Genomic DNA, 21588 nt, shown 5'->3' with positions numbered 1-21588 from the left:
CATGATTTCATTGTCAATCAACCTCCCCGTTCGCGCCAAAACCGACTTGGTGTTGCCTGCTTCCCGACACGCGACAGCCTTGGCGACGATAAACCGGACACTCCCAAATGACCAGAACACGCGGTTGGTATTGCTTCATGCCAGTTTCAGCCAGGTCGTCGTCGGGCCAATGAACATGCAGGCCTGAATAAAACGGACCTATCTACTGTGGGTGGTCCGCAGATCGGCTCGTCTGAGCAGCGCGAACAAGGCGTCATTTTCTGCGCGCAGTTTCGCAAGCAGTTCGCGCTTGAGAGACGCATTCTCGCTTTCGAGGGACAGTAGTTCGGACGGGCTGTCTGTCTCTGCGACCGGAGGTCTCGCAGTTTTCTCTTTCTTTCGAGCAACCTTCTTCACGCTGCGCCGAACAGAGCGATTTTTCTTTCTGACAACAATTTCTTCGGCAATTTCTGGCTTTTGGACCGCAATGGGCGCTATTGGCTCTTTTTCTGGCTCTACCGCATCAATGACAGAAAGCTCTCGCTCGTCCGCAACGGTTTCAGCAGTAGCCGCGATCAGCGGCAGGAATTCCAGGTCGGCTGTCTCAGCCTTGTCGTGCATTGGTTCGGGGGATTGAGCTCCTGCCTGAACATCTATCGGAGATTGCGACGTATCCGCTTCAACTTCCCGGGCGATCGACTTCAAATCCAGATTTCCCCACAAGGATGCATTCCCCCTGCGGGCACGCTTGTTCTTATATTCGACGATAACATTGCGAACTGGATTCTTCATCCGTGAATGGCTTTCAAATGAAATATGACAGAAGGGGGTGAGAAGAGCGCTTGACTCTACCTATCGATTTCCAGCCTGTTTTTCAATGTTCAGCACTGCATTCAATTGTGACAACAGCCTCTCGGAAAAATCTCTTTCGTAAGTTCACCATGAACTACACGACTTTACTTCCACATTAAGCGTTGATCTGTCTGTCCCCGAAATAAGTAACTGCCCGTCCACCAACACAGGAGAAACTCAACATGGCTGATGAAATAATTACCGATGCAAAACCTGCTGCAACTGCAATCAATGCTGCTGAACCTGTCGGTGACATGCCAAAAACACGCGCTCCCCGGAAAAAGGCTGCGCCAAAACAAGCAAAGACTAGCGCTGTTTCTCCTTCAACGGCGACAAAGGTCGGCACCAAACCTGCCAAAGCACCTAAAGCTGCCGCGAAGGCTAAATCCGTTGTAACACAGCCAACAAAACGCAGGGTCAAGAGATATAGTCCCGAGCAGCGTGCCGCCATTCTCGCTTCTATCGAAAAAGCAACAAAAGGGGGAAAGGTCACTCTGAAAGCTGCATTGCAGCAAGCGGAAGTCAGTGAACAGACTTATTACAATTGGAAGAACGCCGCAGAAAAGGCAGCACCCACAGCGGCAAGGGCGCCTTCAGGTGATGACCTGAAGACTCTGGTGACGCTCGAAGCTGAAAATCTAAAACTGCGCAAGGAACTGGCCAGTAAGCTACGAGCAGAAAACGCCGAACTGCGCAAGCGTCTCGGTAAGGCTTAAGATCGGCCGCAGCACCGGGCGTCTGCGCCAACCCGTCCATTTTTCTGGTCGACAGTTGGCACTCGAAGGCACATACCCCGCAATTCCAGTCCTGCGGGTTGCCCTTCGCTCCCCCAAAAACAAAACACCCGCCGCTGGAGGAGCGACGGGTGTTTATGAGGAAGACCAGACCTTGGGAGGAGGATGTCTGGTCTTAGATCGCCGAGGAATTGGGAGGAACGGCCTCAGCGATAATCAAAATTTGTTAGCGACCTGAAGCCTGACGAGCTAAGAACGGGATTTCCGAAGCCATGATGCCCAGATCATTCAGTTCACGAGCATTCAGGCGGCTCAGTTCGTTTACAGTGTTACGATAACGGCGCCAGTTGCTGTACGAGCGGATCAGGTTCATTTCTCTCTCCTCAAAAATTCTCTCTTTGTTGCAAACAGCATATAGGTCCGCGTGATCTCAGACAGAAGGGCCAGTTTCGCATAGCTGACATGCCAATAAGATGGGGTAACGGCGTAAATCGCGTTATGATCGCAGCTACGCCGAGCGAGAGTTCTCGGTTTGTGTTCACTCCAATTTCTTGCCTAGAGAAGCGTCCGCAAACGAATATTTAACCATAATCCGGCGAATACTTATCGGGTCCAATCAGGCTTACGGTATGTCGCACTTCGCACTTTTATCTAAATTCACGTTGAGGATTGTTGTAATTTCCGGCGTGCTTGTCAGTTCGGGCAACGCAGCGACGCTATTTTTTGAACATGGGATAGTGCGGCAATCTTTCGACCAGCACCGACGCCATTTTATGCCGTCTTCCTCAATTGACCGCTCGATCAATGGACTGCTTTTGCAGGTAAAAGATATCCGACCGCCCGCATTAGTGGGGTCAACTGCACCGATCAAAGCCGAACTGGACCAGATGACCACTGGCAGCATCAATCGCACACAACCAACTCGTCAGGAAACTTCATCGACTTATGTTCCAACCGCCGACGACATGGCACCCGCGATAGAAATGCCAAGAGGCGTTGATTCCAAAGAACAGATTGCAGCCTATCAGATCATGTTGAACAGGGCTGGCGCGTCGCCCGGCGCAATCGATGGGCGTTCCGGCAGCAATGTCGACAAGGCTGCTGCGGCTTTTGGCGAAATCACGGGTAGATTTATCAATCCAGCCGATCCCGCAGCGGTTCAGACCGAACTGGAGAATACCGGCGGACCAGCTTTCAAGGATTACCTCATCACAAATGAAGATGTTGGCAGGCAGTTTGTTGCAGAAATCCCCGCTGACTACGCTTTGAAAGCCCAATTGCCAGCAATGGCTTATACCTCAGTCACGGAAATGCTTGCCGAGCGGTTTCAAATCGATGAGGGTTTCCTCAAAGAGATCAATCCAGGGGTGAATTTCAATCAACCAGGCTCGATCATCAAAGTTCCCAATCTCGGCAAAGCCAAACGCACGCCGATTGCCCATATCATAGCAGATAAAGGTCGCAAACAGGTTCGGGGCTATGGTTCAGATGGAAAGCTGAAGGTAGCCTACCCGTCAACGATCGGCTCTTCGGACACTCCTTCTCCTTCGGGCACGGTTCAGGTCAAACGAATAGCGATCAATCCCAATTATACATACAATCCCAGGATCAACTTCAAACAGGGAGCCAATGAAGGCGTTCTGACCATTCCGCCTGGGCCAAACGGTCCCGTCGGTACGGTATGGATTGCGCTTTCCAAACCCACTTACGGTATTCATGGCACGCCTGACCCTTCACGCATCGGCAAAACATCGAGCCATGGCTGCGTGCGTCTTACAAACTGGGATGCAGAAGAACTCGCAAGAATCGTCAAATCCGGCGTCCTGGTGGTGTTCACGGAATAAACGATCATAAATTGGCCCGCCCGTCTGATTGCTTTTTCGCAATCAGGCAATCGCTTCTAGCCCTTTTTTCTGAACAACCGTCAATAACCGTAGTGCCGGCCCTCCGGGCTTCTTCACTCCACGCTCCCAATCTGACACCAGACCCTTGCTCACATTGAGATAACGAGCAAAGACGGGCTGCGATATATGTTCACGCTCCCGGATGGAGCGGATCTCTTCCGGGGTAAGCGGCTCAATCGCGGTCAGGCAGACATCATCAAATTCTCGCATAGTCTGCTTGTCGATCGCGCCGACTTCAAACAGGCCCTCCATAGTTTCGTGGATGGCCGCCATTGCTTCGCTCTTATATTTCTTCACCATCGTCAACCTCCGAAAAACGTCCTCTCTCGATCAGCAGCTCCATTTGCTCTTTTGATAACGCAAGAAGTTCCTTTGCCATCTTCTTGAATTGAACTTCTTCATCGTCATCAATGTTGGCCTGCTCATTCTTTGCAAAGCCGAACACGAAAAATGCCCGCCGCTCCTACCTATATAGAATGATCGTGCGAAACCCACCCGACTTTCCCTGTCCTGCCCGGGCGACTCGTTGCTTAATGACACCGCCACCAAGATCGGCGTCTATCTGACCGCGCTCGGCACGACGCACCGCTTCTATCAAGGCGACGTCCGTAATCCTCTGCTTTCGAGCAAACCGCTCGAACCAGGCGTTCTTCAGAATCTGCACCGTCATCTACCCTGACTATATATAACACCAAGCGTGACACTTCAAGGATTGTTGTTGTTCAATGACTGTCCTTGTGTGTCGGAATTCATTGCGATCCTGCCGATGCCAGACTTCCATTACCTTTCATCCCAGAAAACAAAAGCTGGCTGATGGAGAAGCCCCCTGCCCTCGCCTTTTGGGCAAGAGATCGCAAATAACCGCCTGGTGAACTGATGGTCGCCAGCTTCTGCAGGATCCAGGCAATGGCCGTCGATGCCGCTTCTACTCCCATGAAGCTTAGTGCTTCGCGATAGGCAGACTTGCTAATGCCAAGGAAGCCGGAAACGATCTGTGAAGCATCTTGAAGCTCTCGCCATGTGCTGATGCCGTGCGCTCCATATTCGCGAATATCCGGACATGTTCGCAGCACTTGATCGAGCGAAATGGAAGGTGAAACCCGAATGCGGTTCTCGTCTTCGAGGCTCTCAGGAACCGTCGTTTCCGAAGAAGACGCCTTCAAATCAATCTTTTTGTTATTTTGAGATTTAAAAAGGGATTCTGGCAGGGATTCATTATGCTGCCGCTCAAATTGAGCGACGCTGCCGCTCATTTCTGGAACAATTGCCATGTTTTTCAAAGCGATAACCAATTCATCGTATATGGCTGTCAGATTGGCTTTGATAATCATCAGCTCATCGAGGGATGCTCGGCGAGGAATAGCGTCTACAACGTCACGGAAGCGAACAAATAGCCCTTCAAGACCCTCAATAAAGTCACCGGACCCATCCGCGTTTTCTGAAAAAGCCGAAGCGATCTCTCTGCGCATGACGGACACTTCATCGCGAAGCCGTTTCAAGGCTTTTTGCTCCGCAAGGATTTTATCTGCGATACCGGCAATCTCAGATGCGCGATCAAGCAAGGGCGCAAAGGAAAAGCCGAAGGCAAGTTCAACGCCCCCTTCCCTGTCCTTATGCGCATAACGCTTGCGGGTTGGGCTATCTTTGCGCGCAATGATCCCGGCCTCAACCAATGAAGCCAGGTGACGGCGTAGCGTTGATTCAGGCATGCCGTGGGCACGCAGCGATAGTTGGCGATTGGATGGAAAAACGACGAGGCCGGTTTTCTCATTCATGTCGTCGTCAGGGAGAAATGACAAAAGCGAACTGAGCACAGCAAGGCAGCGATCATTGAGACCGAGTGCTGACTTGGCCACACAGAGCTGTTTGTAAATCACCCATCTGTTTACCCCCCTGCCCTGCTTATTCTGCAGTTCAGGATTTTGGGCGAAACTATTCCTTCGCCCGCGAAACACGGACGTGACAGTTCCCAGAATTTGCATTCCCTCTCACCTTTCAAAAGGCAAAAGAAATCCACCCGCCAAAATGACGCTTATGACTCTTGACACCGATTCGGGGAAATGCGATTCTCAGTCTGCTAAAACATCGAGAAGGGCTTCCACGACGGCAACGTTTGGGGGCCTTTTTCTTTTGCGGCTCAATCTCCATTCTTGGTTTCTGATTGCTTGAATTCCTCAAAGAGGATTTCAAGTCGCTCGGATAACCAATCGCCGAACGGTCTAGCTTTCTCGCTTTTGAAAGAGAAATCGACCTGTTTCGGCTTTTGACTCATCGTAATGGCAAATTCGCTAGATCCCCACGACTTTGCCGTTGGTGTGGTTCGTTCCTTTTTGACCGGCTTGCCTTTGGCATTCGCCGCAGTGAAGACCCGATTGAAACGCTCGTCGCTATCTATTGAACCAAAATCGTCTGAAGTTACGATTTCGGAAATTGCAGCGGCCTTACGTTCGACTAGAAGGCTTAGTTCAAGCCAGCGTTCGCGCCCTACCCCGGGAGCTGATCCTATAATGTTGACGAGTTGCGGCGAAATACGGGACGTTACGGAAATCATCTTGGAAACCGCTGCCGCATTAGCTGCTAGTGCGGAGGAGATTGTTTCACGGTCATATCCGAGTGTCTCAAGATTTTTTGCGAAAAGAGCTTTCTCAATGAAACTGAGATTTGCTCGAGCCGAATTCTCTTGTCCTTGCGCGATAATATGTGTTTTGTCGTCAAGTGCCTTTACAACTGCTCGAACATTGCGTCCGAGCTCGCGGGCTACCTTTACACGACGATGACCAAAGACGATCATAAAACGACCATCTATGCTTGGATGAGGACGAACGAGTATAGGGCTGTCCTGTCCCCGTTCCTGGATAGCTTGAAGAAGCTGCTGATATTCTTCACCATCAGTACCAAGACGATCAGATACAAAAGAACTGTCTATAACATTTGGATCGAGGTCGACGACTTGCTCGCCTTCAAGGAAAGCGTCAGCTTGACGTGCAAGCTCATTAACAGAACGGATCATGGATTTGGATGCGCCACCGATCCGATAATTGGACGTCACTGGCTCTTCGGTTGACTCCGTAAGTCCCGCCAGAAGATTTTTCCTAGCCATTTCAATCTCCGTAATCGCTTATCTCACTGAATTTGCAATCATAAATGCTGAATTTGTCAGCAGACAAACTCATCTGCCCCAAGATTCGTGGATAAGGCCTTCAATTTCGCCATTGACGGCATCTAATGATTCAATTGCACGTTCATAGGTGGAACGTGTCATCGTGCTTTTTTCGACCTCATAGAGCGTTTGCTTTGTGATCCCTGCATCTGAGACAGCGGTTGATTTGACCATCTGGTTCTTGAGGATAAACTCGCCAAACAATGTCTGCAAAAAAGCCACCATCTGAGCCTGTGGCTGATCTGTTGGCTCGTATCTTGTTACAAGGTAGCGATACCATTCCAGATTTACCTCTGCGCCGGCAGCGCGGATAGGCTCGAGAATATTGCCAAGCATCAGGAGGAACTGGCCCATCGACATCACATCCAGCATCTGGGGATGTATCGTGATAAGAACTGCCGTGGCTGACGTGAGCGCCGTTATAGTCAGGTAGCCAAGCTGTGGAGGGCAATCAATGACGACGATGTCGTATTGATCGTCAACTTCTTCGAGGGCTTTCGAGATGCGGGTAAAGAATGATTTACCAGCATTCGAATTGCGGTCACTCATTGCGAGGGGGGTATCATATTCGAATTCCTGCAATTCCAAATTTGCAGGAACGATGTCCAGTCCAGGAAAGTTGGTGTTCTGAATAATTTCAGAGAGCGGCTTTTGCTCCTCATCATATCGGATCGCGTCATAGATTGAAGGGACCTGATCCAACTCCGGTTGAAACCCGTGCAGTGACGAAAGCGAGGCTTGAGGATCGAGGTCGATTGCCAAGACGCGATGACCAGTAAGAGCCAGATGTTGGGCCAGATGGGCGGTAGTTGTAGTTTTCCCAGAGCCGCCTTTGAAGTTAACGACCGCTATGACCTGAAGATGTTCGCCTGGCTTTCTGTGCGGGACGTAATTACGTGTTTCCGATCGACCGTTTTGATCAAGATACTGGCGAATGTCATGCATCTGCTCAGCGGTGTACGATCGCCGACCCGACGGCGAAGTTTCAGGAGCGGGGCCTTTGCCTTCCAAATGAAGTTTCTTAAGGTGACTCTGGCTTACACCTATATATTGTGATGCTTCTGCAAGAGAGAATGAACGAAGTGTCTTTTTTCCAGAATCTGGGAAGTTCTGAACGCTGAGCAAATGCAACTTCTTCGAAATTTGATCCCCTTGATCGAGGATGTGTTTTTCGAATTTAAGCGTGGCTTTCGGCTTTTTGAGCGAGATCTCGTTCATTACCCATTGATTTCCATAAAAACGATTTTTGGACAGAATGGCCAAACGAACCGTTATTATGTCCGATTCTTAGGGATCTGCAACAAATTTAAAGTTAATAATAAGTTAACGCCTTCGCGGGGTCTATAGCTCACGCTCCGGTCCGTTATCATATTGATTTAAAGTAATATTTTCCTACTTTTGTCGGCGGACAAAAATTACTGAGATTGGTTTTGTCTGGGAGCGAAACGTCACAAAGTTAAATGCAGACGAATAGTCAAGAACAGCAACAGCTAACGCCATGGATCATGATCCGTCGTTTTTTAAGGTGCGCTTCGGCAAAGCAAGCAACGTCACGGATCTCGGCGCGATGCCATCGCGCAATGTGCATCGGATCTGGAAAGCCTTGACATCCGCTCAGCGAAAAAAAGCTCAAGAACTCGGCCACAACGCGCTTGCAAATAGCGTGCTGCTTGATAGCGACACTGCGAGCTTCAATGTAATGCAGACTAAGCAAGCGATTTTGCTTGAAATAAACTACGTGAGTGGCGCACATTGCATGCAACTTCGGGGGGGATATGACGGTCGATCGAATTCAACTTTTGCGCAATGTCGGGCAGTTTGACAATGTCGCCACGGGAACGCAGCTGCCGTTCGGCAAGCTGACGCTCATATACGCGGAGAATGGCCGAGGCAAGACGACGCTGGCAACCATCCTTCGGTCGCTCAGCTCGGGTGATGCGGATCTAGTCAGCGAGCGACAGCGCCTCGGAGCGCAACATCCGCCACATATCATCGTGGCCCGGCAGGGCATGGCACCTCACATGTTTCAAAACGGTGCCTGGAGCCAGCCGCTTCCGCATATTGCGGTCTTCGACGATGCCTTTGTGGCGCAAAATGTCTGCTCCGGCATCGAGATCGAAACGGCCCATCGCCAGAACCTGCATGAACTAATCCTCGGCGGGCAGGGGGTACAGCTCAATGCGACGGTGCTTCAGCATATCGCCGCGATAGAACAGCATAACCGGACGCTGAAGCAACGGACCGACGCCATTCCTGCAGCCATGCGCGGGGCGCTGACGGCCGATGCGTTCTGTGCACTCCAGGCCGATGCGCGGGTGGACGGCAAGATTGAGGAGGCGGAACGTCAATTGGCTGCTGCGCGGGCTGCCGACGCGGTCCAGCGCCAGGACGCGTTCCAGCTCGTGAGCCTGCCGGCATTCGACGCGGTTGCGATCAACAGCCTGCTCGCGCGGAATCTGCCCGCTCTGGAAGCCGCTGCCGCCGCCCAGGTTCAGGCGCATTTCGGCGTGCTCGGCCAGGGCGGCGAAGCTTGGGTCAACCAGGGGATGAGCCGCATCGGACCGGCTTCGGCCGGTGAAGATCACGAGGTCTGTCCGTTTTGTGCCCAAGATCTAAGAGGTTCGCCGCTCATTGCACATTACCAGGCGTATTTCAGCGCCGAATATCAGACGCTAAAGACGGACATCGCTACCGCGATATCGGGCGTCAACACCGCCCATGCCGGCGACATCCCGGCCGCATTCGAGCGCGGTATCCGCACCGCCGCGCAGACCAGCGAGTTCTGGACGCGCTTTACACAGGACGTCCCTGCGATCGGGGTTGATACAGCGGCAATTGCCCGCGTCTGGAACGCGGCGCGCACCGCTGTTGTGGCTGCGCTGCGGAGCAAGCAGGCTTCCCCGCTTGAGCCGTCGGCGCTTTCGGCTGAGGCGCAGGCTGCGATCGATGCCTATGAAGCCGCGCGTCGCGATATCGAGGCGCTCTCCGGAGGCCTGCAGGCCGCCAACGCAAATATCGCCATCGTCAAGGAGCGTGCGGCGGGCGCCAACCTTGCAGCCCTCACGGCCGACTTGCAGCGGCTTGTTCTAGTGCGAACACGCCATACACAACCTGCGACGGATCTCTGCACGGCCTATCTGGCCGAAAAGCAGGCTAAAACCGCAACAGAGACGCTGCGCGACAATGCCCGTGATGCGCTCGACCAGTATCGCCAGAGAGTCTTTCCGGCCTACCAGACGGCCATCAACGTCTACCTCCAACGATTCAATGCGGGGTTCCGCATCGGCGCTGTTGCTTCGGTCAACAGCCGTAGTGGTTCGTCGGCCAATTATAACGTTGTGATAAACAACGCCTCGGTCGCACTGACGGGAACCGGCCCGTCTTTCCGCAACACCCTGAGTGCCGGCGATCGTAACACGCTGGCGCTCGCGTTCTTCTTTGCTTCGCTCGATCGCGACCCGTCGCTCGCCGACAAGATCGTCGTGATCGACGACCCCATGACGAGCCTCGATGAGCACCGCTCCTTGACCACCGTCCACGAAATGCGGGCGCTCCACGATCGCGTCAGCCAGATGATCGTGCTTTCGCACTCCAAGCCGTTCCTTCTTGGTGTCTGGAATGGCGCCGACCGGGCTGCAAGCCGTACTGCCATCCGGATCGCCCGGCAGGGTGCCGGATCAACCCTGTCCGCCTGGGACGTGACGCAGGACGCGGTCACCGAACATGACCGTAGGCATGCCCTCGTCAGCGACTATATTGCAAACGGCAGCCCGCAGACCGAACGCGAGGCGGCGCAAGCACTACGCCCGATCCTGGAGGCTTTCATGCGTGTCGCCTTCCCAGCGCACTATCCCCCGGAGACTTTGCTCGGTCCCTTCCTGGGACTTTGCCGGCAGCGCGTTGGAACTGCAGATGAGATTTTATCACAGGCCGACATCACAGAACTGGAAGCGCTTAAAGACTACGGTAATCGTTTCCACCACGATAGCAACGCGGCTTGGCAAACAGCCGTCATCAACGATCAGGAGCTTACTGGCTTTTGCAGACGCACCCTGGCGTTTGCACGCCGGTAACACGGACCCCCCAAGGGGAGGGGACCACAGGTTGCGGCAAAAGCCCATGCCTCGAGATAGGCCAGGTCCGAAGTCAGGGCACGCAGGGTGTTTTTCCCCTGCCTTCATTGACCAGATGGCGAAGCGTCTCGACATCTTGGTCGGTCAGAACGTCTGCGAGCCTATGGCAGCAAAACGTCGCACAGGATATCGGTCCCTTGGCTATCTGCTTGAATAGATCAGGGTCGTTACCTTTCGACCTGGAATGTGGAGCGGCCCTGCGCTTCCACGCATTACGATTTTCACGGATTGTGTGCGGATTCAGAGACTATGCAAGAAGTTGCGTGGTTTACATGGCGCTTGAAATCGCACCACGATGGTATTACCTTATCAAAATCTGGTATTACATAGGTGCGGCAATGACAACGACAGTGACATCGAAGGGCCAGGTCACGATCCCAAAAGCAGTTCGTGAATTGCTTGGGATCAGGCCTGGGACCAGAGTGGATTTTCATCGAACTTCTGATGGAAACGTATTTCTTGTTAAGGCTGATGCGCCAAAAACATTAAATCGCTTCCAGAAGCTGCGTGGTCACGCTGGCAAGGGGCTCGATACAGATGCAATTATGGCGCTGACACGCGGTGAAAAGTGACGCTCGTTGACACAAATGTTCTTCTGGATCTTGTGACAGATGATCCACAGTGGGCGGAATGGTCGATTGGACAACTCGAAACCGCAAGTTTGACGGGGCCATTGCTTATTAATGATGTGATCTACGCAGAACTTTCAGTTCGTTACGAGCGAATAGAGGAACTGGACCAATTTATTGAAACGGCCGGTCTTCAAATTACATCTTTTCCCAGAGAGGCACTTTTTCTGGCAGGCAAAGTCTTTACCCGATATCGAAGGGCAGGCGGCTCGCGAACTGGTGTGCTGCCCGATTTTTTCATTGGTGCACATGCTGCAGTACAAAAAATTCCACTTTTGACACGAGATGTCGGACGTTACCGGACATACTTTCCAACCGTCGTGCTGGTTACTCCCAACCTGCCGTGAATGGTGCAAGGATCGATGACTTTTATTCTACGACCGCAAGGGAAGGTCAAAGGTGGCTCTGGATCATGGGCAACGAGATCCTCTGACAGGTTGGCGCTAAGGCCAAACGAAATAAATATGCATGAAATCATCTGCCCGCATTGCAACAAGGCATTCAAGATTGATGAAGCAGGTTATGCAGATATCCTGAAACAGGTTCGCGATAGTGATTTCGACAAGCAACTGCATGAGCGTCTGGAGTTGGCTGAACAGAACAAGCGGAACGCGGTCGAGCTTGCACAGGCCAAGGTTAGCAGTGAACTGCAGAAAGCTGCTGCAGCCAGGGATACTGAAATTCAGAAACTGAAGGCGAGGCTCGAATCTAGCGAAGTCGCACAAACTCGCGGTAGCCGAGGCCTTAAGTGTCGTGGAAAAAGAACGTGATACCCTTCTGCACGACCTGGAAACTGCCAGACGAGAGCAGGAGGCTGCGTCAAAACTCGCCGAGGCGAAGCTTAATGCCGAACTACATAAAGCAGCTTCTATTAAGGACGCTGAGATTGAGCGTCTTAAGGCCAGGCTAGATGCGGGTGAGCTTTCACAGAAGATCGCCGTGACCGAAGGAGTCCTCGTAGTTGAGAAAGAGCGAGACGAGTTGAGAACGGTCTTGATCGTGTCGCACTTGAAAAGCAACTTGCTGAAACTGCCCTCAAGGACAAGTACGAAACGCAGCTTAAGGATCGCGACGAGGCTATTGAGCGTCTGAGTGATATGAAGGCGAAGCTATCGACAAAAATGATCGGTGAGACGCTGGAACAGCATTGCGCAACTGAGTTCGACCGCATTCGCGCCACTGCATTTCCCCGCGCTTATTTTGAGAAGAATAACGACGCGCGCAACGGCAGTAAGGGCGATTTATCTTCCGTGACGTGGACGATGCAGGTTCTGAAATTGTTTTGATCATGTTCGAGATGAAGAACGAGAACGAGGACACGGTCACAAAGAAGAGGAATGAAGACTTTTTCAAAGAGCTAGACAAGGATCGTAGCGCTAAGGGCTGTGAGTATGCGGTGTTGGTTTCACTGCTGGAGCCTGAGAGCAAACTTTATAATACAGGGATTGTAGACGTATCCCATCGTTTTCCGAAAATGTATGTTGTCAGACCACAACTCTTTATCCCAATAATTACGCTGCTGCGTGATGCGGCGATAAATTCGCTTAAATACAAGACAGAGCTGGCGCTGGTGAGAGCGCAAACGTAGACATCACCAACTTTGAAGCCCAACTTGAAGATTTTAAAACAGCATTTGGGAGAAACTGGCGTCTGGCTTCGGACGGTTTTGAGGAAGCAGTCAGACGCATCGATGAAGCGATCAAGGATCTGGAAAAAACGAAAGAAGCGCTTCACAAATCAGCCAACAATTTGCGGCTTGCAAATAATAAAGCCGAGGACCTGTCGGTCAATTCTTCACGTCGCTTGACACGCGGGAATCCGACAATGGCTGCAAAATTCTCTGAATTGAAGCAGAATATGTCTGATCCTGAATGATATGGGCAAACTTAATTGATGTGTGGGTTCCAATGCCCTTGGTCGGCACATGCCTCACAGCAGCCGTGACGCTCGTCCACTGCGCCGTTTGGCATTGTTGTAATAGTCTGATGCCTGTTGCACGGAGCGATGACGGGATTGCTCCATGGCTTCGGGGAGGGGAATGCCACGATTGGCGGCTTCGGTGAGATAGCCGGAGCGCAGACCATGGGCAGAAAATTCCGCAGGGTCGAGACCCGCCATTTGCGCGCGCCGCTTGACGATGGCGTTGACGGCACTGGGTTCCAGTGCCCGCGTGGAAACATTGCCCCATCGATCGACTTTTCGAAACACGTTGCCTTTGTCGATCCTGGCTGCCTTCAGCCATCGGGTGAGGGCATCGACGGGACGTCCGGTCAGATAAACAATTTCATCCTGTTCGACGCCACTGGTTTTGGTACGGCCAAGATGGATGCCAAGCGAGGGGAGGGGAGAGCCTTCTTCATCGGTGACAGGTGCCTGTTTGACGAGTTGCTCTGTGCGCAGGCCTGCTATTTCGCTGCGTCGGCGGCCACCGGAGGCAAAGGCCACCATCAGGATGGCCCGATCACGCAAGGCGGTGAGATCCTCGCCGGAACAGGTTGCCAGCAGCTTGCCCAGAATATCGCCGGTAATCGCATTGGCACTCTTGCGGCTGCGCGGCCGGTTCAGGGCGCGCACCGCAAGCCGGATTGCCGATTTGACGGAAGGCGATGAAAACGCACCCTCCAGGCCGCGCCAGCGGGTCAGCGTCGACCAGTTGGCAAGACGGCGGCGCACGGTTGCCGGTGCATGCGGTCCCGACACGCGCAGAAAGCCTTGTCGGCGCAATTCCTCTTCCACGTCGGCTGGCATGCCGTGATCGGGTTCAATCTCGCGTTGCTGCGGCCGCCAGAGATGATGGGCAACGAATTTCAGGAGCAGGGCTTCCGGCGCCGGAAAGGGGAGGGGGCTGCCGGTTGCGGCCATTGACCATGCTTCGAGATAGGCCAGATCCGAGGTCAGCGCACGCAGCGTGTTTTCGCCCATGCCTTCATTGACTAGATGGCGCAGCGTCTCGACATCCTCATTCGTCAAAATCTCCGCGAGCATGTCGCGCCGGTTCATCGGCAAAACGGCGGCAATCGTATCGAGTGTTTCGGCACGCCGTTCGACGGCGGTGACGGACGTTGATGGCAAGGTCAAGACTCCCTGATGGGCCGGAAAGCGGGCTTTCTGTGGCGCGGCCTTGCCCCAATATTTATTGATTTGCGGCTTCAAATCAATCACATCCGATAACGTATACTTATCGGAGGTTATAAGCCCGTATGGTTAACGTCACGGTAACGAAAGCTAAACGTCATTTGAGTTGGTAAATCGATGTTAAGTCATTGTTTTTACGCGCTCTAAATTTCGCGATAAACGAGAATCTACTCATCAATTCGAAGGTAAGCGGGGCAAATTCGGTGGCAGTGTCGAACGCGTAGGCAATCTCGGCAGACCCGATGCGCGCTGCTGTACTGATCTTGCGAGCGGTCAGCGTTCCTGGTTCGAAAGGGGAGGTGTCGAGTTTCACCTGAGTTTGAACTAGTTTTCCATTTCGCCCTGACCCAATTGCAGGACAGAAAATAACGATTTCCCAAATACTTGAATTCGCCTGAGCTGATCACCGTCTAATGCAAAACTGGGTTAATTCGTGACGCAAATCAACATCTCTACGGGTCATCCCTTATTTGGCAACGGTTAGTCATCTCGATTGACAGACAACCCACTGTATGCAACAAATATTGCAAAATACAATAATAAGAAATTTTTGCTGTATTGCATGTTGGGATGTCGTCGCCAATTGGGAGGAGAGCGTGAAGAAGACAGGTATATTGCAGCCCCAGCCCCCCCTTCTGGAAGCAAGGGGCGTTTCCAAGTATTTCGGGGCGATTACTGCGTTGCGAGACGTAAATTTTCACGTTGATCCAGGCGAAGTACTGGGTGTTGTCGGCGATAACGGGGCTGGCAAGTCTACCTTGATGAAGATCCTGTCTGGTCTTTATGCGCCCAGCGAAGGAGAGCTCATTTTCCAAGGCGTTCCGGTGCGTTTTTCGGGTCCGAAGGACGCCCGTCTGCACGGTATCGAAATGGTCTATCAGGACTTCGCGCTGGCCGGAAATATGCCGATCTACGAGAATATCTATCTTGGCCGAGAACCGGGCCGTAAATTCGGGCCGTTACGGATTGTCGATCACGCCAAAGCCCGTCTCATGGCGCAGGTGCACCTGGAAAAACTGAAGATCAGCGTCAAATCCATCGATCAGAATACGGAGAATTTGAGTGGCGGTCAGCGTCAGGCCGTTGCTATTGCACGTGCTACCGCCTTTGATGCCAAACTAGTTATCATGGATGAGCCGACGGCTGCACTGGCAATCAAGGAAGTGGGAAAGGTGCTCGATCTGATACGCTCACTCAAGGAACATGGAGTCGCGGTTATCATCATTTCGCATCGCATGGACGACATTTTCTACTGCTGCGATCGTGTGATCGCCCTCTTTCATGGGACCAACTTCGCCGAGGCCAAGCTTTCAGAGACGAACCGTAACGAAGTTATCGGTTGGATCATGGGCGCAAAGGACCATGCCGATGAATTGGCTCACGATCGGGTGAAATAAAGTGCTGCACAATCCAAAATTTTCAAAATTTCTCGAAACTTACGGCATTGTCGTGGTCGTCATCGTCATGATGACGGCTCTGGCTATCATCAAGCCCGGTGTCTTCCTGTCTGCGGAAAACCTCTCCAATATCCTCAAGCAGAACGCCTCGCTAGCATTGCTCGCGCTCGGCATGCTGCTGGTGATCATAACCGGTGGTATTGATCTTTCCGTAGGTTCGACCATGGCACTGGCGATGGTCTGCATTGCCATGGCTGCCCAGGCGGGCGTGCCATGGCCGATCTGTTTGCTGGTCGGACCTGTAGTGGGACTGGCGGTCGGCTATATTAACGGCGCCGGACTGACGAAGCTAAGACTTCCGCATCCTTTCATCATGACCTTGGGCACGCTCAATATCGCACGCGGACTGACGTATCTGCTGACCGGCGGAGCACCTGTTTCCGGGCTTCAACCGGAAGTTCGTTATCTCGGTATCGCCTATTGGGACCTGGGACTGTTCGCGCCGCCAGCCGGGTTGCCGGTCAGTCTCGTCGTCGTGCTCGTCAGCGCCGTACTTGTCTGGTTGTTCCTCAACTACACTTCAACCGGACGTCATATCTACGCGATCGGCGGCAATCCGCAGGCTGCGCGCGTATCGGGCGTCAATGTCGATAGAATTCTGGTTCTGGTCTACATGATCTGCGGCTTCTTCGCAGGACTTGCCGGCCTTTTGCTCGTTGGTCGAAGCGGCAGCGGCTTTCCCAATGCCGGTATCGGCATCGAGTTGGATGCTATCGCGGCGGTTATCATCGGCGGCGCTTCCTTCTTCGGCGGACGGGGAACCGTTCTCGGAGTGTTGGCCGGGGTGCTTATCATGGGCCTGCTTCGCAATGGTCTCAATATCAACAATGTCAGCGCCTTCTGGCAGATGATCCTGATTGGTTTTGTCATCATCATTGCTGTCTACATCGACGTTTTGCGCAAGCACGCCTCTGTCCGGCGCTGAACGCCCAAGATCCCGGATGCTTTTGTCTCGGCACGCCCGGTGAAAAAACTCCAGCGAGACGTTCAAATTATGGGAGGAAACCGAAATGAATAGAATTCTTCTTTCCGGCGTCGCTTTCGCCGCCATGATCGTAACGGCCCAGGCCGCCGACACATATGTGGTCACCATGAAAGGGCCAGCCGCTGGCAATCCATACTGGGCCGCTTTTGAGGAAGGGGCTAAAGCGAAGGGCAAGGAACTAGGTGTCGATGTGGTTGTGGTATCTCCGCCAAGCGAAACGGATGTTCAGGCGCAGATCGGCCAGGTCGAAGACCTGATTGCACAAAAGGTGGCGGGCATCGCCATCGCGCCGACCGATCCTGCCGCTCTTGCGCCAGTCGTAGACCAAGCGAAAGAAGCCGGCGTCAAGGTAGTTTTCGTTGATGGAGCCGGTACGAACAAGGATGTGCCGTTCATCGGGACCAACAATCTGGAGGGCGGCAAGCTCGGCGGCGAATTCATGTGCAAGCAACTGCAACCTGGTTCCGAGGTTGCCATCCTGCAGGGTGTCATGACCACGACGAACGGTGCCGATCGTTATAACGGAGCCAAAGAAGCGCTCGAAGGTTGCGGTATGAAGATCGTCGCCGCACAACCAGCTGACTGGGATCGTGCCAAGGCGCAGTCGGTAACCGAAACCATCCTGACCGGCAATCCAAACATTAAGGGTGTTTTCGGTTCAAACGATAATATGGCACTCGGTGCCGTGGAGGCTTTGAAGGCCGCCGCTAAGCTGAAAGACGTTCTGGTCGTGGGCTACGACGCCAACCCGGACGCGGCGAAGTCTATTCTTGCAGGTGAGCTTACCGCATCCGTCGCGCAGGCGCCGCAGAAAATGGCAGGCCTCGGCATCCAGGCGCTCGTGGACATGAAGGCCGGCAAGGATGTGCCGATGGTGACCGATCCTGGCACCGTTCTGGTCACCAAGGAAAATGCCGAGCAATACAAGTGACGGTGGCACGGTCCCGCCACCGAGCGGGACCACATTTCTCCAGATGAGAAGAATTTGTCCGATGGCTGTAAACGCATCCTTTTCAGGTTTTCCACCACCTTCACGCCTGCTCAGGCTCGGCTTCGTCGGCGGCGGCGAAGGTGCATTAATAGGCAACGTTCATGCCAACGGCGCGCGATTGTCCAATCGGTGGCACATAGTCGCGGGTGCCCTTTCCTCCGACCCGGAACGCGCACGCCGGTCCGGTCGCGCATGGATGCTCGATGATGATCGCATCTACAGCGATTTTGGGCAGATGGCGCAGGGCGAAGCCGAACGCTCCGACGGCATCGACGCCGTGGTAATCGCTACTCCGAACCATTTACATCACGCTGTTGCGTCGGCATTTCTGGACGCCGGGATCGACGTCATTTCTGACAAGCCGTTGACGACCAACCTCGATGACGCGCTCGAGCTCGTACGTCGCCAGCAGACCACCGGGCTTGTTTTCGGCGTCACCTACGCCTATGCCGCCCATGCCATGGTGCGGCAGGCACGCGAGATGATCCGCGACGGCATGCTGGGGGATGTTCGCCAGATACATGTCGAATATTTTCAGGAATGGGCAGTCAACCTGACGGACCAGGATGGCGAGTGTCCCTGGCGTCTCGACCCAGCGAAGGTAGGTGCGGCGTTCACAGTAGGCGACATCGGTACGCATGCCATGCATCTCGCGTGCTTCGCCACCAGCAAGGAGCTCGAACAGGTGCGGGCGTTTTTCCATGTCGCCGGCGCGCCGAAATCGCTTGAGGACACCGCCTTCATGCACTTGCGTTTCGAAGGCGGGTTGCCCGGCACATTGATGGTGTCGCAGGCGGCAGCAGGAACGCAATGCGGCTTGCGGCTCAGGGTGTTCGGTAGCCTGGCTGGACTCGAGTGGAACCAGGAGAATCCAGAACACCTTCTGTTTACGCCGCTGGATTCCCCGACGCAGATCATCAGTCGAGGTTATAGCGCGGGCATGTATCCCGCCGCCGCACGCTTCGTGCGCATGCCGCGCGGTCATCCCGAGGCGTTGACCGACGCCTGGGCCAATCTCTATACGGAGTTTGCGGTCGCGATCGATGCGCGTCGCTCTGGCAGGACGCTTCCCGAAGAGCTGCTTGCCTATCCCGATGTTATCGACGGTGCAAAGGGAGTCAGGTTCGTTCAGTCTGCGGTCCAGTCCAATGCGACCGGCGAATGGGTGGATTGCAGATTATGACCGCCACAAATTCCGGTAAACCCGTCATCCTGATCGCGGATCCCGAGCCGCGCACACTCGACATGATCTTCGAGCCGGACGTTATGGCGAGGTTTGCGCAGTTGGGAACCGTTCGAGTGCATGCGGATGGGCGTCGCCTTTCGAAACCGGACCTCGACGCCGCCCTGGTGGAAGCGACGATCTGCATCGGGCAGATCGATCTGCCGGCGGAACGCCTGGCGCAGATGACCAGCCTGCGGGCCATATTCAACGTCGAAGGCAATTTCCTTCCCAATATCGACTATACTTGGTGTTTGGACCACGGCGTCCATGTGCTCAACACCAGCCCGGTCTATGCAACATCGGTCGCGGAGACGGCGCTCGGCATGGCCCTGGATTTGTGTCGCGAGATCACGGCAACGCACCAAGCGTTTCGAACACGATCGGAAAAATGGGGGGTGGCGAGCAATGTCGACAGCTTCCTTTTAACTGACGCGCGGGTGGGTATTGTGGGCTTGGGCGATCTTGGCCGGCGCCTGCGCGAAATGCTGGTGCCCTTTCGCTGCCAAGTGCGGGTTTTCGATCCGTGGCTTGCCGAACGACGGATCATTGAACAGGACTGTATTCCATCCTCGCTCGATGATCTGTTCCGGCAATCGCAGGTCGTGTTTCTCTTTGCGAGTGCCACCAGCGAGAACCAGGGTTTTATCGGTGAGCGTGAGTTGTCGTTGATGCCGCGTGGTTCGGTGGTTCTGGTCATGAGCCGGGCCGGGATCATCGATTTCGACGCGCTGGAGTGTGCGGTCCGAAGCAGACATGTACGGGCGGGAATAGATGTTTATCCCGTCGAGCCACTACCGGGGGACGCACCTCTTCGACAACTCGACGGTGTGGTCCTGTCCAGTCATCGCAGTGGCGGTACGCGAGAGAGCTTTCTGGAGATCGGCAGGCTCGTCCTCGCCGATACGGAACTTATCCTGCGCGGGCTACCACCCCAAATCTGTCGACGCGCCGAGCGGGAAACGGTGACACGTATGCGCAGCCGTCCCGTGGCGAAATCCTAGAAGGATTTTATGGTCGAGCGAAACCGCTCGTGTCACATAAGTGCCCGCGTAGCTGGAGATGGCCCATTCGCGCCCATCGGCCAGCCCCAAGGAGACATTTCAGTTCCTGATTTGCGATGGCTGGGGTTTATCAGCTGGATATCGCATCGAGAACAGATATTGCAAGAAATAATTTCTGCAATTTTTGTTGAAATATTATTTTACCGTGGCTATGATGCTATCGGGAGCAGGAGGTTGCCCGTTGTCGGTAGAAATGGCGGATATTCAAACCGCCATGATGGGTAAGGCTTTCTCATTCGCTTTCGAATGATGACGACTGAACGTTCCGACCGCACGAACGAAGCGGCCGGACGATGGCGCCGCATTGCCTCCAGATAGGCGGTGGCGTCGAAAGATCAGGGAAGCGTCCCCGATAGACGCTGAGGAGGAGCGAACAGCATGATTAGGAAGATTACGTTTGCGGCCGCGTTTTGCGCGGTACTAGCAGGGCAGGCTCATGCCGAAAAGATCGGTGTTGCGATGTCGTTATTCGACGACAATTTTTTGACCGTCCTGCGCCACAACATTCAGCGCCACGCCGGCGAAGTCGGCGTCGAAGTGCAGATGGAGGATGCGCAGGGCGATATAGCGCGCCAGCAGTCCCAGATCGAAAACTTCGCGGCATCAGGTGTCGACGGCATTATTACGATGCTCGTTGATGCGGATTCGGGCCGGGCAATGTCGAAGATTGCCGAAAGAGCAGGGGTACCTCTCGTATTCGTGAACATGCTGCCTGCAAATATGGATGAATTCCCTGAAAAACAGGCATGGGTTGGTTCCGATGAGGAGCAGGCGGGACGGCTCGAAACCACGGAAATATGCCGTTTACTCGGTGGAAAAGGCGATGCCGTCATTCTTATGGGCCAACTCGGCACTACTGGACAGCGAGGCCGCACGAAAGCAACAGAGGAAGTTCTCAAATCCGATGCATGCAAGGACATAAAGGTGCTCGATTCACAATCGGCGAACTGGATGCGAACGCCTGCTATCGATCTCATGACCAACTGGATAACGTCCGGTATGAAGCCCGCCGCCGTGATCTCGAACAACGACGAAATGGCGCTCGGTGCCATCCAGGCGATGAAGTCTGCTGGCGTTGACATGAAAGGCGTCATCGTCGGTGGTGTCGATGCTACGCAGGACGCTTTGGGCGCAATGGAAGCCGGTGATCTCGACGTTACAGTTTATCAATCGGCCAAAGGGCAGGGTGAAGGTGCGCTGGACACGGTCCTGAAAATCGCGCGCGGGCAGCAGTTCGAGCAAAAGGTGGTCGTTCCGTTCGAACTCGTGACGCCAGAGAATCTCGCGCAGTACAAATCCAAAAACTGAAAACGAGCGGCGCCGGAATGCCCGGCGCCAATCCC

The 21588-nt window shown here is 53.8% G+C and carries 21 protein-coding genes and 3 pseudogenes; 15 read left to right on the top strand and 9 right to left on the bottom strand.

What is annotated here, in order from left to right:
• Window positions 1-198: 198 nt before the first annotated feature.
• Entirely contained in the window at window positions 199-771 is a 573-nt protein-coding gene (locus CES86_RS21195) for a hypothetical protein (RefSeq protein WP_094515342.1), read from the bottom strand.
• A 242-nt stretch (window positions 772-1013) separates the two neighbouring features.
• Here CES86_RS21195 and CES86_RS21190 point away from each other — a divergent pair, with 242 nt between their 5' ends.
• Complete coding sequence (locus CES86_RS21190) at window positions 1014-1547, top strand: transposase (RefSeq protein WP_094515341.1); 534 nt, start codon at window positions 1014-1016, stop codon at window positions 1545-1547.
• 244 nt (window positions 1548-1791) lie between these two features.
• Here CES86_RS21190 and CES86_RS21185 read toward each other — a convergent pair whose 3' ends face one another.
• Complete coding sequence (locus tag CES86_RS21185) at window positions 1792-1938, bottom strand: DUF1127 domain-containing protein (protein ID WP_094515340.1); 147 nt, start codon at window positions 1936-1938, stop codon at window positions 1792-1794.
• 256 nt (window positions 1939-2194) lie between these two features.
• Between CES86_RS21185 and CES86_RS21180 the strand changes: the two genes are divergently transcribed.
• Window positions 2195-3409, top strand: coding sequence for a L,D-transpeptidase (locus tag CES86_RS21180; protein ID WP_235819977.1), 1215 nt, complete (start codon window positions 2195-2197; stop codon window positions 3407-3409).
• 42 nt (window positions 3410-3451) lie between these two features.
• Here the strand turns inward: CES86_RS21180 and CES86_RS21175 are convergent, their stop codons facing one another.
• From CES86_RS21175 to repA, 5 genes and pseudogenes are all read right to left on the bottom strand, one after another.
• Window positions 3452-3769 carry a helix-turn-helix domain-containing protein gene (locus CES86_RS21175; protein WP_094515339.1) on the bottom strand — a complete coding sequence of 106 codons (318 nt, stop codon included), beginning with the start codon at window positions 3767-3769 and terminating at the stop codon, window positions 3452-3454.
• A pseudogene (locus tag CES86_RS21170) lies at window positions 3753-4139 on the bottom strand (type II toxin-antitoxin system RelE/ParE family toxin). Before CES86_RS21170 ends, CES86_RS21175 begins: the two are co-directional and overlap by 17 nt.
• 79 nt (window positions 4140-4218) lie before the next feature.
• Window positions 4219-5451, bottom strand: coding sequence for a plasmid replication protein RepC (gene repC / locus CES86_RS21165; protein ID WP_094515338.1), 1233 nt, complete (start codon window positions 5449-5451; stop codon window positions 4219-4221).
• A gap of 155 nt (window positions 5452-5606) precedes the next feature.
• The gene (gene repB, locus CES86_RS21160) at window positions 5607-6569 is read right to left on the bottom strand and encodes a plasmid partitioning protein RepB (protein ID WP_094515337.1); all 963 of its coding nucleotides are present in this window, start codon (window positions 6567-6569) and stop codon (window positions 5607-5609) included.
• A gap of 69 nt (window positions 6570-6638) precedes the next feature.
• Window positions 6639-7847 (bottom strand): plasmid partitioning protein RepA, encoded by a 1209-nt coding sequence (gene repA, locus CES86_RS21155; protein WP_094515336.1) that lies wholly within the window; start codon window positions 7845-7847, stop codon window positions 6639-6641.
• 280 nt (window positions 7848-8127) lie between these two features.
• On the opposite strand from repA, the gene CES86_RS27285 reads away from it, so the two are divergent.
• Window positions 8128-8451, top strand: a complete 324-nt coding sequence (locus tag CES86_RS27285; RefSeq protein WP_094544332.1) for a hypothetical protein — start codon at window positions 8128-8130, stop codon at window positions 8449-8451.
• Window positions 8405-10702, top strand: a complete 2298-nt coding sequence (locus CES86_RS21150; RefSeq protein WP_094515335.1) for an AAA family ATPase — start codon at window positions 8405-8407, stop codon at window positions 10700-10702. The genes CES86_RS27285 and CES86_RS21150 overlap by 47 nt, the downstream gene beginning before the upstream one ends.
• 2 nt (window positions 10703-10704) lie before the next feature.
• Here the strand turns inward: CES86_RS21150 and CES86_RS27970 are convergent.
• Window positions 10705-10865: pseudogene (locus tag CES86_RS27970) on the bottom strand (integrase); the annotation flags it as partial.
• A 235-nt stretch (window positions 10866-11100) separates the two neighbouring features.
• Between CES86_RS27970 and CES86_RS21140 the strand changes: the two are divergent.
• The 5 genes and pseudogenes from CES86_RS21140 (at window position 11101) to CES86_RS28315 (ending at window position 13266) form a co-directional block, all read left to right on the top strand.
• Window positions 11101-11334, top strand: a complete 234-nt coding sequence (locus tag CES86_RS21140) for an AbrB/MazE/SpoVT family DNA-binding domain-containing protein (RefSeq protein ID WP_094515408.1) — start codon at window positions 11101-11103, stop codon at window positions 11332-11334.
• The gene (locus CES86_RS21135; RefSeq protein WP_094515334.1) at window positions 11331-11738 is read left to right on the top strand and encodes a type II toxin-antitoxin system VapC family toxin; all 408 of its coding nucleotides are present in this window, start codon (window positions 11331-11333) and stop codon (window positions 11736-11738) included. Before CES86_RS21140 ends, CES86_RS21135 begins: the two co-directional genes overlap by 4 nt.
• 117 nt (window positions 11739-11855) lie before the next feature.
• Window positions 11856-12161 carry a hypothetical protein gene (locus tag CES86_RS28215; protein WP_235819122.1) on the top strand — a complete coding sequence of 102 codons (306 nt, stop codon included), beginning with the start codon at window positions 11856-11858 and terminating at the stop codon, window positions 12159-12161.
• The gene (locus tag CES86_RS28210; protein WP_235819123.1) at window positions 12145-12483 is read left to right on the top strand and encodes a hypothetical protein; all 339 of its coding nucleotides are present in this window, start codon (window positions 12145-12147) and stop codon (window positions 12481-12483) included. Before CES86_RS28215 ends, CES86_RS28210 begins: the two co-directional genes overlap by 17 nt.
• A pseudogene (locus CES86_RS28315) lies at window positions 12471-13266 on the top strand (DUF2130 domain-containing protein). Before CES86_RS28210 ends, CES86_RS28315 begins: the two are co-directional and overlap by 13 nt.
• Before the next feature lie 54 nt (window positions 13267-13320).
• Here CES86_RS28315 and CES86_RS21125 read toward each other — a convergent pair.
• Window positions 13321-14391 carry a site-specific integrase gene (locus CES86_RS21125; RefSeq protein ID WP_094574561.1) on the bottom strand — a complete coding sequence of 357 codons (1071 nt, stop codon included), beginning with the start codon at window positions 14389-14391 and terminating at the stop codon, window positions 13321-13323.
• A 731-nt stretch (window positions 14392-15122) separates the two neighbouring features.
• Between CES86_RS21125 and CES86_RS21115 the strand changes: the two genes are divergently transcribed.
• From CES86_RS21115 to CES86_RS21090, 6 genes are all read left to right on the top strand, one after another.
• Complete coding sequence (locus CES86_RS21115) at window positions 15123-15923, top strand: ATP-binding cassette domain-containing protein (protein ID WP_235819976.1); 801 nt, start codon at window positions 15123-15125, stop codon at window positions 15921-15923.
• 1 nt (window position 15924) lies between these two features.
• Window positions 15925-16908, top strand: a complete 984-nt coding sequence (locus CES86_RS21110) for an ABC transporter permease (protein ID WP_094515331.1) — start codon at window positions 15925-15927, stop codon at window positions 16906-16908.
• Window positions 16909-16993: 85 nt separating this feature from the next.
• On the top strand, window positions 16994-17899 hold the full coding sequence (locus CES86_RS21105) for a sugar ABC transporter substrate-binding protein (RefSeq protein ID WP_094515330.1): 906 nt from the start codon (window positions 16994-16996) through the stop codon (window positions 17897-17899).
• A 61-nt stretch (window positions 17900-17960) separates the two neighbouring features.
• The gene (locus tag CES86_RS21100; protein WP_094515329.1) at window positions 17961-19142 is read left to right on the top strand and encodes a Gfo/Idh/MocA family protein; all 1182 of its coding nucleotides are present in this window, start codon (window positions 17961-17963) and stop codon (window positions 19140-19142) included.
• Window positions 19139-20185 (top strand): hydroxyacid dehydrogenase, encoded by a 1047-nt coding sequence (locus tag CES86_RS21095; RefSeq protein ID WP_094515328.1) that lies wholly within the window; start codon window positions 19139-19141, stop codon window positions 20183-20185. Before CES86_RS21100 ends, CES86_RS21095 begins: the two co-directional genes overlap by 4 nt.
• Window positions 20186-20626: 441 nt before the next feature.
• A complete protein-coding gene (locus CES86_RS21090) occupies window positions 20627-21553 on the top strand; it encodes a substrate-binding domain-containing protein (RefSeq protein ID WP_371831541.1) in 927 nt (308 codons plus the stop codon).
• The last annotated feature ends 35 nt before the right edge of the window (window positions 21554-21588 follow it).

The organism is Brucella lupini, assembly GCF_002252535.1.
Lineage (GTDB): Bacteria > Pseudomonadota > Alphaproteobacteria > Rhizobiales > Rhizobiaceae > Brucella > Brucella anthropi.
Note: the sequence above shows the minus strand (reverse complement) of the source record. Positions and strands in the feature narration are given on the sequence as shown.

Excerpts from the sequence above, each read along its gene's own strand:
- CES86_RS21175 (WP_094515339.1), bottom strand. The coding sequence starts at position 3,769 with ATGGTGAAGAAATATAAGAGCGAAGCAATGGCGGCCATCCACGAAACT.
- CES86_RS21125 (WP_094574561.1), bottom strand. The coding sequence starts at position 14,391 with ATGAACCGGCGCGACATGCTCGCGGAGATTTTGACGAATGAGGATGTC.
- repC (WP_094515338.1), bottom strand. The coding sequence starts at position 5,451 with ATGCAAATTCTGGGAACTGTCACGTCCGTGTTTCGCGGGCGAAGGAAT.
- CES86_RS21140 (WP_094515408.1), top strand. The coding sequence starts at position 11,101 with ATGACAACGACAGTGACATCGAAGGGCCAGGTCACGATCCCAAAAGCA.
- CES86_RS21100 (WP_094515329.1), top strand. The coding sequence starts at position 17,961 with ATGGCTGTAAACGCATCCTTTTCAGGTTTTCCACCACCTTCACGCCTG.
- CES86_RS21185 (WP_094515340.1), bottom strand. The coding sequence starts at position 1,938 with ATGAACCTGATCCGCTCGTACAGCAACTGGCGCCGTTATCGTAACACT.
- CES86_RS21105 (WP_094515330.1), top strand. The coding sequence starts at position 16,994 with ATGAATAGAATTCTTCTTTCCGGCGTCGCTTTCGCCGCCATGATCGTA.
- repB (WP_094515337.1), bottom strand. The coding sequence starts at position 6,569 with ATGGCTAGGAAAAATCTTCTGGCGGGACTTACGGAGTCAACCGAAGAG.
- CES86_RS21150 (WP_094515335.1), top strand. The coding sequence starts at position 8,405 with ATGACGGTCGATCGAATTCAACTTTTGCGCAATGTCGGGCAGTTTGAC.
- CES86_RS21095 (WP_094515328.1), top strand. The coding sequence starts at position 19,139 with ATGACCGCCACAAATTCCGGTAAACCCGTCATCCTGATCGCGGATCCC.
- CES86_RS21180 (WP_235819977.1), top strand. The coding sequence starts at position 2,195 with ATGTCGCACTTCGCACTTTTATCTAAATTCACGTTGAGGATTGTTGTA.
- CES86_RS27285 (WP_094544332.1), top strand. The coding sequence starts at position 8,128 with ATGGATCATGATCCGTCGTTTTTTAAGGTGCGCTTCGGCAAAGCAAGC.
- repA (WP_094515336.1), bottom strand. The coding sequence starts at position 7,847 with ATGAACGAGATCTCGCTCAAAAAGCCGAAAGCCACGCTTAAATTCGAA.
- CES86_RS21195 (WP_094515342.1), bottom strand. The coding sequence starts at position 771 with ATGAAGAATCCAGTTCGCAATGTTATCGTCGAATATAAGAACAAGCGT.
- CES86_RS21190 (WP_094515341.1), top strand. The coding sequence starts at position 1,014 with ATGGCTGATGAAATAATTACCGATGCAAAACCTGCTGCAACTGCAATC.
- CES86_RS28215 (WP_235819122.1), top strand. The coding sequence starts at position 11,856 with ATGCATGAAATCATCTGCCCGCATTGCAACAAGGCATTCAAGATTGAT.